The following is a 13,726-nucleotide window of genomic DNA, read 5'->3' as shown; positions in this document are numbered from 1 at the left end:
TTTAATAGTAAAAAAAAATAAATTCTGTGAGTTTAATCAAATATTCATTATTATAAGAAGACAAAAATTACTTTAACTTTGCCAATTGAATGATATATGCTTATTATGAAATTATTGAAAATAATGCTATATTGTTAAAGGCTAATATCTAATGGACTTATGTCATCAGGAAATTAATTTAACTGATAAACAAATATGAAAAATAAATTCTTAAATTTTAAATTGAGAAAACTTGTTCATTACTCTTTGATCCTTTGTATTTTATTGATACAGGTCATTATTGCCATATTTTTCTACAATGAATTTGTCAACGGGAAGAAGCTGAAGTTTATTAAAGATCAGCTTGAGGAAAGCCGTGCATTGGGAGGATTGACTGATAATTCCAGGAAAGATTTCATGGATGCACAGGATCATCTTCAAAAATATATGGCTACCCAGGATAATAATGATCTGCAACTATATTTCCAGTCGTTGAGAAAACTTAAGACTAATTTTGATAAAATTGGTGAATACGAAAATACAAGCCCAAGATTGAAAAAAAATCTGGCACTTCATAGCCAGGATACTTTGAAGACGGCAAAACTGAAAACATTAATAGATTCAGTGTATCAGACTTCCCTGAATCCACCGGCAAAAATTGAGGATAAACAGTATGAGCCTGCCAAGTATAAAAATGATTTTGAAGATTTCAAGATTCAAACCCGTACTTATGCGGATACTGTAAAAAAGAAAGGCTTTTTTGGGCGCTTGAAAGATGCTGTAACAGGGAAAGTAGATGTTCAGAAGGAGAGTACGGTGATTACGATGACCAACAACAAAACCATAGATCTTTCCCAGGTAAAATCCAAAATGGACAATACGATAAAGTCTATTGACAAGCATTATGCAGCCGAAGTGAAGAAGGTTCAGCTACTTGCAGCCCTTAGTCAGAAAAATAATTTACAGTTTTACAGTAATTTCAGTAAGCTTTTGGTGTATAGTAATAACTTAATAGAAGTGTACGAAAATGCCATCAAAGATTTTAAATCTGAACTGGAACGAGAATACAACGAACAGAGCTCCAACAATAACAAAATCAGAACGTATCTGGTATTGGGACTGATGATTCTGATGTTTATTGTCTCTATTCTGATCATGTATTTTACAAGAATGGCTTTTGTTTATGAACAAAAACTGGATGCAGCCAATAAGGAAATTAAAAAGAACCTTAATTTCAAAAACAGGATTCTGGGAATGCTAAGTCATGATCTCAGATCTCCTTTGAAAATCATTAATATTTTCATTGATAAAATCCACAGAACTACTGAAGATGAAACGATAAAGGATTATCTTAAATCCATCAAGTTTACCAACAGCACTTTGCTTCTGCAGTCTAACCAGATTCTGGAATATACCAAAAACGAAAATGCTGAAAAAGAGCTTATACAGTCAGTTTTCAATCTTAAAGATGAAATAAGTTCTATTGTAAAGGTGATTACTCCTTATCTGGAAACAAGAAATAACAGGTTTGTGGTGACAGACAGAATTCCTGAAAATGTAGTGGCGTATTCGGATAATATCAGAATCAATCAGATTTTTATGAATATTCTGGGAAATGCCAACAAATTCACAGAAAACGGACAGATTGATCTCGTAATGTCAACAGAGTCTCTAGGAGACAATAAAATTTCTTTGATTACAACGGTAGGAGATACCGGAGTAGGAATATCAGAATCGGATCTTGGTAAAATTTTTGATCCTTATTATCAGGGAATGGTTTCTGATGAAGTTGATAATCTGGGAGCGGGACTTGGGCTTAATCTGGTAAAAGAAATTGTAGAACTTTTCGATGGCGATATATCCGTGGAAAGCAAATTGCATAAAGGAACGAAAGTGACATTCAGGATCAATTTAAATAGTAATAATAATGGAAACACCAATTCAAAATAAAGAAATTATATTCCTTCTGGCAGACGATCACAGCATTGTACGCCAGGGAATGGAAATTGTGATTAGTGATATTGTTCCTAACGCTAAAGTGTATCAGACATCATCTCTACATCAGGTATTGGAGCTCATAGAATCAAAAGGAATAGAGATGGCTGTCATTGATGCCCATTTCCCGGATGGAAATAGTCTTCATATTTTACCGCAGATGAAAAGTGTAAATCCTGATCTTAAAATTTTGATTTTTACAGGACTTGAAGAAGAGCTTCATGGTCTTAAATTCATCAAAGCAGGTGCTGACGGTTATCTGAGTAAATTGAGTGAAGAGGAAGAGGTAAGGGAAGCAGTCACAACCTTTATCGAGAAGGGAGAATATTTCTCTGCTCTTTTACGAAATCTATTGGTACAGTTTGTATACAACCCGGATCTGATAAGTCCACTCAACATTTTAACCAAAAGAGAAATGGAGATTGCAGAACTTTATGCTGATGGATATGGAAACCTGGAAATTTCAAACAGTCTGAATATCAAACAAAATACAGTAAGCACAATCAAAAAAAATATCTTTGAAAAACTAAAGATCGAAAATATGGTTGAGCTTGTAGAACTTGTCAAAACCCATCATAAACTATAGTGTTTCAAGGTAATCATCACTTCAAAGAGTCAGAATATTATATTTCATCGATAAATATCTACAAGTCGGTCGATATGTATCGATGGGGTTTATAGGGGATTTTATTTGGGAATGTTGTTCCTTTGTAATGTGAAATTTAAGTAATGAAAAAGCAACTGAGAAATGCTTTTTAACTTCTGAAATTTCAAACACAAAAACAACAAATGATTATAACTATACAAATAATAAACGGTAGTTATAGAAACACAAATGATGAAAAATTAATAAACACTGATGAAATTAAAGAAGTGTATGAATAACCTTAACCGGACTTCTTAAAAAAGCCAAATGATCAGAAAAAAACACAAACACATATAGTGAGGTTCAGTGATAGGTTACATTACAAACACAAAAAGGAGGCATACAGCCTCCTTTTTGTGTTTTTTATCAAATGATAAACAAATGCTGCCATTGATGCCTTAGTTTTGTATCAAAAAAAGATGTCAGGAGAAAAAGACTTAGCGGTACTGATTCAGAATATGGAACCAGTAGTGAATACCGGAGAATATGTATTTTGTACTGTTGAAACCTTAAGTGAAATACCGGATATCGAAAGAATTCTGTTTTTCTTTCGGGAAGCTGAAGCGGTGACTATTGTTTTAGAAAAAAATATTGCAGATGAATGGTCTTTAGACTATAGTTATATTTCTTCCTGGATTACCTTGAACATTCATTCTTCTCTTGAAGCGGTAGGACTTACTGCAGCTTTTGCCAATGCCTTGAAAAAGGAGAATATAAGCTGTAATGTAGTGGCTGCTTATTTTCACGATCATATTTTTGTAGCTGAAAAGGATGCTGAAAAAGCCATAGAAGCCCTTTATGCATTGAGATTGGCTCAGAAACCTTAAAAATTGTTTTTTGAATTTTTCACTTTTTTATTTTCACCTTCTAAAATGTCTAATTGGGCTGCTAAAATGTCCTGTTGATAAAGCTTTTGAGTGTTCTGCGAGTTTTTGTGTTTTATGTTTGCACCATAATCATACAAAAATAAACAACAATGAAAACAATCAGAAAAATCTCTGCCGTAAGCTTATTATGTTTAACTCTTTTTATGGTAGTGACCGTATCCTGCAATGAAGAAAATGAGCCTCCCACGACGCAGGAAGTACAAAATAACAGCCACCAAACTGCCAAAACCCAATTCATAACCGTTAAAGGAAATGCCATAGCATACCGTGTTTTAGGAAAAGAAGACGGAGTTCCTTTGGTTCTTCTCCCGGGATTAGGAGGCTCAATGGATGACTGGGATCCTGCAGTAACTGATGGATTGGCAAAGAAATACCAGGTCATTATTTTCGACAATAAAGGTGTCGCTTCTTCAAAAGGAACAACGCCCAATACTGTTCAGGCGATGGCAGATGATGCTGTAGATTTTATTAAAGCTTTAAATTATACCAAAGTGAATATTATGGGATTTTCTATGGGAGGATTTATTGCACAGAGAATAGTACTGACCAATCCATCCCTGATCAATAAAGTGATTTTAACAGGTACTGGTCCGCAGGGAGCCATAGGATTATCTAATCTTCCAAATATTATTGCAGGAACAGCAGGATTAAGCCCGGAAGCTTCCTTCCTGAAATTTGGTTTTACAGAATCTGCTCAAAGCATTGCAGAGGGGAAAGCTTCTTTTGCAAGAGTTCAGCTTAGAACTACAGATAGGGATTTTCCTTTAAGTGATGCCACTTCAAACTCGCAGTTTACCGCTGTATTGAGTTGGGCTCAACCTAATGCTGATGCCCTTACGGAAATTCAAAAGATTAAAAATCCGGTACTGATTGTTCATGGTGAAAACGATCTTCCGGTATCTGTTCAGAATGCGAAAAATATGGCTCAGCATTTAGACCATGCGGAACTGGTAATTTTCCCGGATTCAGGGCATACTTCTTTCTATCAGTATCATGATACATTTGTTGGAAAAGCCATTGAATTCCTTGGAAAATAATATTGATTTTTAAAAATTAGAATAAAAACCTCACTAATCAACAGTGAGGTTTTATTTTTTACAGAAACTTAGCTGAATTTCTTCACAGCCTCTTCACTCACAGGAGTAAAAAAGTTGATCATATTGCCGTCCGGATCACAGAACAGGAGAGATCTGTTTCCCCATGGCATTGTTGTTGGCTCCTGAATAATTTCGGAAGTTATATTTTTGATTCTTTCATATTCTTCGTCTACGTTTTTAACCAAAAATTCGATAATGGTTGATTTTGTTCCTGCGAAGTCAGTCAGGCCTTCCGAAAATAGTTGCATTGTCCTTGTACTTCCGATAGCAATAGTAATAGAATCTGTAGCAAGTTCTGCAAAATCTTCCGTGTACCATGTAGCAGTTATACCACTTATCTGTTCATAAAATGCTGCTGCTGCTTTAATGTCTTTGCTGATAATTCTTAATGAGGTAAGTTTCATAAGGATACTTATTTGTTTAAACTAATTTTCAACAAAGGTAATAGTAGTTATGACAACAGACTGTCAGTAGAAGTGTGAGATTTTAATCTGAATGGCTTTATTAATAAAAATTAGCAATATGAATTAACCGCTTAAAGTTGATGATCTGTATCTTCCTTCCTTCAGACCTGATGAGTTTTTCCTGTTTGAAATCATTGATTATACGGGCCAAAGTTTCTCTGGCAGTTCCTACCATATTGGCAAGATCCACACGGGAAAGAGTAATAAATACTTCGTCATCAGGTGTATCATTTGATTTATATTTATCATGGAGAATCAGCAAGCTGAGAGCAGCTCTTTCTCTTACGGTGCGATGAGATAGAACAGCAATAAGGTTGGCCATCACACTGAATTCATGACTCAAAGATTTAAGTAACAGCCTTGAAAGCACTGATGACTGGCTTAGAATCTCCAGAAAGCTGTCTTTTGAAATAAAGGAAATGACAGAATTCTCCAGTGTTGAGGTCGTATCTCCATAAGATTCGTTGCTCAGGATCGCAGAATACCCGAAAAATTCACCGGAACTGTAGATGTAAATAATCTGTTCCCTTCCATCATTATCAACTTTGTATTTCTTTATTTTACCCTCATTAAGGTAGTAAACACCGTTAGGTTTTGTTCCGTCAGTAAATATGGGTTCATTTTTACGGTAGTTTTTGGTTTTCATAGCTCCTGTAAGCAGATTTTTATCATACTCTGGGAGTTCATCAAAAAGATATTGATTGTTGAAAATAAATTTTGAGATCATAATTTTTCTATACAGGCTATTGAATCCGTACTCAGTTTTTAACTTAAATCACATTTTAAACCCATGTATGTCACAAGGTTTTTTTTCTGAACGAATTACTTTTACAAAAGTAATAAAATTGGTGCTGAAATAAGAAACAGAACATTTCAGAGAGGTTTTTGAAAAGTATTTTCACTTCATATGCCGATCTGTCATTTGTTACGGAAAAAGTAGGATTTTACGTTAGGGCACATAGTAACTCTATAAAGAACACTGGATAAATATTTAAGTGGACATGTTTTTCACGGCTTTATGCTGACATTTCTAATTTATTTTTTTTGCTTATCTATTTTATCCAGCTGTTTTTTTGAGTAAAATCTTAAAAAAAGAAAAATACACAACCCTTATAGAGATTTATAATGTTCAGGCACAGAGGGAAATACAGGACTTATTTTCACAATCTTAAGCTTGCATCCGTACTTTCGTTTGTTGCAGGAATAGTGAATATTGTAGGAGTAATGTCCGTTAAAGTGCTCACCACCAATATAACGGGGCACTTTGCCTTCTTTTCCGAAGAAATTCTACTCAGTCATTATAGTAAAGCTCTTACTTATCTTGTCTTTATTATGTGTTTTCTGGGAGGAGCATTCTGTTCAAGCTTTATGGTTGAATTTTCTTCCGGACGTAGCATGTTTCGCCCACATCTTATTCCTTTGATAACTGAAATTCTGATATTAGGTTTTGTGGGACTATCAGATGATGAGACACTGAAACTATCAATATCTTCTTATACTACTGCCGGTCTTTTGCTTTTTGCAATGGGTGTTCAGAATTCATTAGTAACAAGAGTATCCCAGTCTGTGGTGAGAACGACTCATCTTACGGGATTATTTACTGATCTGGGAATAGAACTTTCAAAACTTTTCTTTAAAGAACGGGAAAATGAAAAGAGACAACTTAAAAAGAATATCGCTCTTAAACTGGTGATTATTGCCTGCTTTTTTTCAGGATGCATCATTGGTGGTTTGGGCTACAGTATGATCCGCCTAAAAACATTGATGGTGACTGCAGGATTACTGTTTTTGGTGATCAGGTATGATAAGCTTCTGTACAGATATTATGCCTTAAAAAGGAGATTAAGATAAAACAGAAAATAAAAAAGGATATTCCAATGATGGGAATATCCTTTTTTAAATTTATGGAGTAGTCATCTGTTCAATGACAAAAGTTTCCGTATCTGTTGTATGGGCTGAAAAATATCCCAATGCTCCATTACTGATATTACTTGGTGGATTGGCAGGAGTGGCTGTTCCGCCATTGCCTCCTGAAATCTGAAGCAAAGAACTGTAATATGTGAATATATTGTTGTCAATACATTGCATTTCTACATGAATTTTATCTCCAACTACCACTTCATGATCTCTGCCTTTATTATCGTCATTAGGAAGAATTAAAGGCTGTTGATTGGGTAATCCGTTATTTACATTATCTGAAAAAGTATTCATGTACTTTTTAGTAAGATCATTGATGGTAAAGCTAAAAAGGTAGCGGTTTCCTAATGGTAATGGATCTGTAAATAATGGCAAGAGGGTATATGTAGTTTTATCTCCGAATTTGAAAGAACTCTGCTGTAATCCGTCAAAATAAACTACTTCAGGCATTTTGCTTTGAGCCGTATATTGTTTTCCTTCGGCCTGAACTTTTAAAGTATAAGTTCTGCCAGGCTCTCCGGTGAAAGTTGTCGTTTGATAGATTCCGTTTCCTACATAATGAAGGGTTTCTGTTTGTCCTATATCGTCACTTAAAATAACCTCAGCGCCAGTGACCGCCGGATATTGATTAGGTGATGAAAAACTTACTGACTTTGTAATTTTTACGGTATAAGGTCCTGATTGATTGGTTACATTTCCTTCAATGACAATATTTCCGCTTTGATCATTCAGATCCAGGTCGATCTCTTTTTCACAAGAAGTTAAGGCAAGGAGAGATACTATGATATATAATGTATTTTTCATGATTTAGAATTTGAAATTATAAGTGATATTGGGTACCCAACGGAATAAAGAGGTCTGCATTGCACGGGTTGTTCCGGGACGGTCAGGATTGTCTTCAAAGTTGATGGTGTAGGCATTTTCTCTCCCATATAGGTTGTAAATACCAAATGTCCATGAACCACGGAATCGTTTATTGGTACTGGGTTCATAAGTAGCACTCAGATCCATTCTGTGATAGGCCGGCATTCTGTCTGCATTTCTGTTGCTGTACTGGAATATGGTTTGTCCGTTCAGTTCATATTTTCCGGTAGGGAAGGTAACAGCATTTCCTGTGCTATATACGAAAAGCCCTGAAAAACTCCACTTTGGATTAAGCTGATAGGTGGCAACAATAGAGAGATCATGGGTTTTATCCATTCTGGCGTTATACCATTCGTTATTATTGATTCCGTTGATTTTTCTTTCTGTTTTAGAAAGGGTATAGGAAATCCATCCTGTCAGTTTTCCGCTTTTCTTTTTGGCAATAAGTTCGAGACCGTAAGCTCTTCCTTTTCCGAATAGCAATTCACTTTCTACATCTGCTCCTGTATCAAAACCAATTTGAGCTCCGTTTTTGAAGTCGATTTGGTTTTTCATATCTTTATAATAAATCTCAGCGTTCAGTTCATAATTATTGTTGTTGAAATTTCTGCTGTAACCAAGGCTGATCTGATCTGCAATTTCCGGTTTTACCGTGTAACTGCTTCCTATCCACTGGTCGGTAGGATTTCCACTGTTGCTGTTGCTCAGAAGGTGAAGATTCTGAGTATTTCTGGAATAACCTCCTTTTACACTGCTGACTTCGTTGATACGGTAGTTGGCACTAACACGTGGCTCAATATTCACGTAGGTTTTCCCGAATTTTCCTTTTTCTAAGAATTTACTGTCGGTTAGCACACCATTCTCATAGGTATTGAATGTGTCTCCTCCCAAAACACTAAACATGGAGAGTCTTGCGCCATAATTAATCGTTAGCTTTTCCGTTGCTTTATAATCATCATTAATGTAAACAGCATTCTCCCATGAATATCTCGGATTTCTTGAAAAACTACTCACCGTAGTCCCCGAAGCACTGCTCGGAGTAAGCGTATGATAAATAGATTGCAGACCGAAACGTACAGAATGTTTGTTTCCTGCAAACCAGGTAAAATCCTGCTTAAGATTCCAGTCACGGATTTTTGAATTTAAATCAAATACGGTATCATCATTTTTCAGACTGATCTTGTAATCATAATTACTGTAAATGAATGACGTATTGGAAAATAGTTTACTGCTGATAATGCTGTTCCACCTCAACGTAGCGGTAGTATTTCCCCAGTCTGTATTGAAAGTATCTCCCAATCCCAGAACATCTCTTCCAAAATATCCGGACAGGTAAATACGGTTGTTTTCATTAATCTGATAATTGGCTTTAAGGTTCAGATCATAGAAATATAATTTGTTGTCTTTATAATCTTTGTTGGTTTTAAGAAACAAATCGGCATACGTTCTTCTCCCCGAAACAATGAATGAAGATTTTTCCTTCTGGATAGGGCCTTCCACACTTAATCTGCTGCTGATAAGACCAATTCCTCCATTGACATTATAGTCTTTGTTGTTTCCATCCTTCATTTTAACATCTAATACAGAAGAAAGACGGCCTCCGTACTGTGCAGGGCTGTTTCCTTTAATGATGCTGGCATCTTTCAGGGCATCACTATTGAATGTACTGAAAAAACCAAGAAGGTGAGAGGCATTATAAACCGGAGCTTCATCCAGTAAGATCAGGTTTTGGTCGGTAGCACCACCTCTTACACTGAACCCGCTGCTTCCTTCACCGCTGCTTTTAATACCGGGTAAAAGCTGTATGGTTTTCATCACATCTTTTTCTCCAAACAGGACAGGAAGTTTTTCTATATTTTTAATGTTTAACGTTTCTGCTCCCATTTGAGCCGAAGTCAGGTTTTTATCCTTTTTAATGCCGGTTATCACCACCTCATCAATTGCTTTTGCTACAGTTTCTGCAGGAAGGAGGGGAAGGTCAACTTTTATATTCTGATCTACTTTGATCTGCTGTTCAAAATCCTGATATCCAGGATAGGAAATAATCAGGGTGTAATTTCCCTCAGGTAAGGAAAGTGAGTAAAATCCATACTCATTGGCTACAACATTAATAGTAGGATCTTCACTTACTTTTACAGAGACTCCGATGAGCAATTCACCGTTTTTTTTGTCTTTTACGGTTCCACTTACGGAATACGTTTGTTGGGCTATTGCCAGGCTACTGAAACAGAGCGCAGCAGTGGCTGCGGTGATTTTGAAAAAGGATGTTTGCATTAGTTTATTTTAAAGTAGTAGATCTCTTGTATAGGAATTAATGTTTAATTGATGTATGATTAGTTAGATGAATAGGGGATTTGTTACACGTAACAATTTAATTATGAAATAAATCCGGTGAAAAAACAGCTTCCCGGAAATGGTAAAAGCAAGGATAAAATAAGATGGTTACATAAACAATAATATTATGCATTGTATATTGATTTATTATTGTTTTTCAGTTGGTTTTATTGAAAAACAAATTATTAACGGGGATTGTTTAGTTTTTATTATTGTCCCGTATAAAAAATAGACAAATGAGCTCTTAAAAGACTGTACGATGTTATCTCTTTCTTACTTGACTGGGAAGAATATTGAATTTTCTTTTAAACGCCGATGAAAAATGTCTCGGATTTTTATAGCCGATATGATCGGAAATTTCACTGATGTTCAGATTACTATCGAGAAGCATTCTTTTTGCCTGTTCCATTTTGAGATCGTTCCAGTATCCGAAAACGGTAGTTCCGAAAAGTTCTTTGAAGCCTTTCTTTAAAGTAAATTCGTTGGTTCCCACCAGATGCGCAAGATCATTCAGAGAGCTGTCTGCATTCAGGTTCTTTACAATATAATCTCTCACAGCGTACATTTTTTCTATATCTTTTTTCTGAAGAGAAGAAGGTAAGGATTCACTGTCAAGAAACTGTTCAAGCTGTAACAGAAGAAGTTCATTTACTTTAGCTTCAATATAAATTCGTTTGAATATCCCTTTCCTGTTACAATAAATGATATCGTTCAGAATCTGATACATTTCATGGGTAATGCGGTTATGCTCAGTCTGAATGAGAGATGAATTCTGCTTGTCAATCGAACTTCTGAATATTTCAAACAGTCCTGAATGTTCAGGCAGAAATTTTTTAAAGAACTCAGGGGCAAGGTTGATTTCGAATACATACATTTCCGGACCTTCGAATTCCATTCTGCCTTCCATATGATGGGCATAAATAATGTTGTGCTGATAGCTGTCAAACACTACAGTTTTCTGGAAGTTACCCGAAATTGCTTTGCTTTTTCCTTTCAGGGTAAAATGCATTTCTACCGAATCAAAATCACTTTCAAGGTATATTTCAAGCGGTTTGTTCAATACAATGTTTCCAAAACCGATGTGGACATGAGTAAAACTAATTTCGTGATAAAAACCATTTCCATAAGGAGGAATGAGCTGGGTAATACATTCCTGGATGCCTCCATCATGTAAGAAATAAGAAGAAGGATAATTTCGCTCCATGAGCATATTCCCAAGGTTTTCATCATATAGCCGTACTGTCATTTCCTTTTTTTGTTAGAATTTCCTTTTTACGGACTTTTTATTCCGTTTTACAGACCCTTTCTGTTGAATGTTTAGACTAAGTTTGCACAAAGGTAATAATTATTTAGAATGATTCTTAATAATTAAAATTTGCTTTTAAATAATGGAAAAAAATAATGAAACGATGTACATTTTATATAAAATTAATTGTTGAAAACTTATGAAATATTCAGGTAAAATAAACTGGTCTTTTGCTGCAGCAATTGCAGTGTCAATATGTTGGATTATTGGTGATATTTACGTTGCCGGATTTGATCCGAATCCTTCTGATTATCCTTTGTTTTCAAAGACCTATGCAGATCAGGTGAATGTAGAATTTGCAACTTTAATGCTGGAAGGTTCCACTCCAAGGTTGATGTTTGGAGCTTTGATTGGTGCTCTTACCGGACCCTTACTGCTTCCTGCCACGTGGCTAGTGTATCAGTTTTTCAAAGACACTCAAAAATGGTACGCAGTCTTGGTGTACTGGATCTTACTGGCAGGAGCGGTTTTATCACCTTTAGGACATGCCGGATTCTTTTATGTTGGGGAGATTTATAAAGCGGTTTACCATACAGATTCTGCTTCTCACCCTTATCTTCTGGAAACGGGAAGAAGTTTTATGAAAATGCTGAACATCGCCTGGGGAACAGCTATTGGTGTACTGGCAGTCGGATGGATTTCCTTTGCTGTTTGTATTCTTTTCAATAAAACCCTGTTGCCGAGATGGATGGCTTTGCTGACTCCATTTGCACTTACTTTGTTTATCATTCCTGTAAAAAATCTTTTACCTCTTCCTTTTTCAGGTTGGGTAGGAGGAGCGATATTCAATATTGCCTATCTGACATTTTTCAGTTCACTGCTTTTCCTTTTCAGAAAGAAACTGTTCCATAAGATATAGTTTTTAAAGAATCTTACCATGATAATAACTTAAAATAAAACACAGAGAAAGGCCTTTAAATCTTAGTATTTTAAGGCTTTTTTGTTTTAAAAACAGTCCTTCCTTTCTTTTGATCAAAATATTAATCCTATATTGGCAGGGAATTAAGCGGGAGAATATGGAAAATCTGAAAATCTGGTTAAGAAAAAATGGCTCTACTGTAGTCCTTACAATATTGTTTATTATCATTTTGGTGAATAAAGATGCAAAGGCATGGCTGATGAGACAGGTGGCTTCCACAGGAATTCTCAATGCCAGTATATCAGAACCAAAAGAAACACAAAATACTTCAGCTAAAGTTTCCTATGCCGGATTGATGCTGAAGAATGAAGAAGGAAAGATTACAGATACTTCGGCATTACAAAATAAAGTAGTCTTCATTAACTTTTGGGCATCATGGTGCCCTCCGTGTCGTGCCGAGTTTCCGTCTGTTCAGAAACTGTATGATCGGTACAAAAACAATCCGGAGATAGTATTCCTTACGGTAAATCTGGACGATAATGCAGCTCTTGGAAAATCTTATTTAAAAGAAAAAGGCTTTACAGTTCCTTTTCTTACACCGGCTGGAAATATTCCTGATGCATTATATAGTGGATCTTTACCAACCACTGTTGTACTGGATAAAAAGGGAGAAATACGCCTGCATCATAAAGGACTGGCAGACTATAGTAAAGATTCATTTTATAAACAGATTGATCAGCTTTTAAAACAAAATCCTTAGCTATTTAAATCGTATTTTTAAATCATAAGAAACAGAATATGATGCAACAGCTAAGAATCCACATCGAAAAAATACTTCCTCTTAACGATGATGAATTTGAATTCATATCATCATGTTTTACCTATAAAAAATATAAAAAGCATCAGTTTTTAGTACAGGAAGGAGAAGCTGTTCCTTACAACTATTTTGTCTTGAAAGGTCTGTTAAAATTGGTTTATGCTGACGAAACCGGAAAAGAACATATTATAGGATTTGCTATGGAAGATTGGTGGGAAACAGATTTTCCGGCTTATTATCAGCAAACTGCAGCAACAATGTCTTTGGAATGCATTGAAGAGACAGAAGTATTATGCATTAAGCTGGATGATTATAAAAAACTCTGTGCACAGCTTCCGAAACTGGAACATTTCTTTCTTGAAAAAGCTTATATGGGATTTATTACCGCTCAGCAGCGGACTATTTCCATGATGACAACCGGAATAAAGGAACGGTATCAGCAGCTTTTGAAAAAATATCCTTCGTTGGTTCAGCGGGTTCCAAAATCTCTTTTAGCAGCTTATTTAGGAGTCTCAAGAGAGACACTGAGCCGTCTGTCACTATAAAATTGTGACGATGATC

Annotated in this window: 13 protein-coding genes; 8 read left to right on the top strand and 5 right to left on the bottom strand. The window is 35.6% G+C overall.

All coding sequences use genetic code 11. The features are described from left to right. Positions 1 to 195: 195 nt before the first annotated feature. The 4 genes from REB14_RS20730 (at position 196) to REB14_RS20715 (ending at position 4,544) form a co-directional block, all read left to right on the top strand. Positions 196 to 1,929, top strand: coding sequence for a sensor histidine kinase (locus tag REB14_RS20730; RefSeq protein WP_309523166.1), 1,734 nt, complete (start codon positions 196 to 198; stop codon positions 1,927 to 1,929). Further along, entirely contained in the window at positions 1,907 to 2,560 is a 654-nt protein-coding gene (locus REB14_RS20725) for a response regulator transcription factor (protein WP_099049839.1), read from the top strand. The genes REB14_RS20730 and REB14_RS20725 overlap by 23 nt, the downstream gene beginning before the upstream one ends. A gap of 479 nt (positions 2,561 to 3,039) precedes the next feature. Continuing rightward, positions 3,040 to 3,447: an ACT domain-containing protein gene (locus REB14_RS20720; RefSeq protein ID WP_079241281.1), complete on the top strand. Its 408-nt coding sequence runs from the start codon at positions 3,040 to 3,042 to the stop codon at positions 3,445 to 3,447. Between the two features lie 149 nt (positions 3,448 to 3,596). Next, complete coding sequence (locus tag REB14_RS20715; RefSeq protein ID WP_309523165.1) at positions 3,597 to 4,544, top strand: alpha/beta fold hydrolase; 948 nt, start codon at positions 3,597 to 3,599, stop codon at positions 4,542 to 4,544. A gap of 68 nt (positions 4,545 to 4,612) precedes the next feature. Here REB14_RS20715 and REB14_RS20710 read toward each other — a convergent pair whose 3' ends face one another. Continuing rightward, positions 4,613 to 5,008: a VOC family protein gene (locus REB14_RS20710; protein WP_079241283.1), complete on the bottom strand. Its 396-nt coding sequence runs from the start codon at positions 5,006 to 5,008 to the stop codon at positions 4,613 to 4,615. A 100-nt stretch (positions 5,009 to 5,108) separates the two neighbouring features. Continuing rightward, entirely contained in the window at positions 5,109 to 5,795 is a 687-nt protein-coding gene (locus REB14_RS20705; RefSeq protein WP_079241284.1) for a Crp/Fnr family transcriptional regulator, read from the bottom strand. Positions 5,796 to 6,193: 398 nt separating this feature from the next. Here REB14_RS20705 and REB14_RS20700 point away from each other — a divergent pair, with 398 nt between their 5' ends. After that, entirely contained in the window at positions 6,194 to 6,919 is a 726-nt protein-coding gene (locus REB14_RS20700; protein ID WP_079241285.1) for a YoaK family protein, read from the top strand. 51 nt (positions 6,920 to 6,970) lie between these two features. Here REB14_RS20700 and REB14_RS20695 read toward each other — a convergent pair whose 3' ends face one another. The 3 genes from REB14_RS20695 to REB14_RS20685 all read right to left on the bottom strand — a co-directional run bounded on the left by REB14_RS20695 (position 6,971) and on the right by REB14_RS20685 (position 11,429). Next, positions 6,971 to 7,789, bottom strand: a complete 819-nt coding sequence (locus REB14_RS20695; RefSeq protein ID WP_309523164.1) for a DUF4249 domain-containing protein — start codon at positions 7,787 to 7,789, stop codon at positions 6,971 to 6,973. A gap of 3 nt (positions 7,790 to 7,792) precedes the next feature. Then, positions 7,793 to 10,123 carry a TonB-dependent receptor gene (locus REB14_RS20690; protein ID WP_309523163.1) on the bottom strand — a complete coding sequence of 777 codons (2,331 nt, stop codon included), beginning with the start codon at positions 10,121 to 10,123 and terminating at the stop codon, positions 7,793 to 7,795. A gap of 322 nt (positions 10,124 to 10,445) precedes the next feature. Beyond that, on the bottom strand, positions 10,446 to 11,429 hold the full coding sequence (locus REB14_RS20685; protein ID WP_079241288.1) for a helix-turn-helix transcriptional regulator: 984 nt from the start codon (positions 11,427 to 11,429) through the stop codon (positions 10,446 to 10,448). Between the two features lie 199 nt (positions 11,430 to 11,628). Here REB14_RS20685 and REB14_RS20680 point away from each other — a divergent pair, with 199 nt between their 5' ends. The 3 genes from REB14_RS20680 (at position 11,629) to REB14_RS20670 (ending at position 13,710) form a co-directional block, all read left to right on the top strand. Continuing rightward, the gene (locus tag REB14_RS20680) at positions 11,629 to 12,348 is read left to right on the top strand and encodes a DUF6796 family protein (protein ID WP_079241289.1); all 720 of its coding nucleotides are present in this window, start codon (positions 11,629 to 11,631) and stop codon (positions 12,346 to 12,348) included. Positions 12,349 to 12,505: 157 nt separating this feature from the next. Next, positions 12,506 to 13,108: a TlpA family protein disulfide reductase gene (locus REB14_RS20675; protein ID WP_309523162.1), complete on the top strand. Its 603-nt coding sequence runs from the start codon at positions 12,506 to 12,508 to the stop codon at positions 13,106 to 13,108. Positions 13,109 to 13,146: 38 nt separating this feature from the next. Then, positions 13,147 to 13,710, top strand: coding sequence for a Crp/Fnr family transcriptional regulator (locus tag REB14_RS20670; RefSeq protein ID WP_309523161.1), 564 nt, complete (start codon positions 13,147 to 13,149; stop codon positions 13,708 to 13,710). The last annotated feature ends 16 nt before the right edge of the window (positions 13,711 to 13,726 follow it).

Origin of the sequence: Chryseobacterium metallicongregator (assembly GCF_031324065.1) — a bacterium.
In the GTDB taxonomy this organism is placed as follows: Bacteria; Bacteroidota; Bacteroidia; order Flavobacteriales; family Weeksellaceae; genus Chryseobacterium; species Chryseobacterium metallicongregator.
The sequence above is the reverse complement of the archived record's forward strand: the minus strand, read 5'-3'. Positions and strand labels throughout refer to the sequence as shown.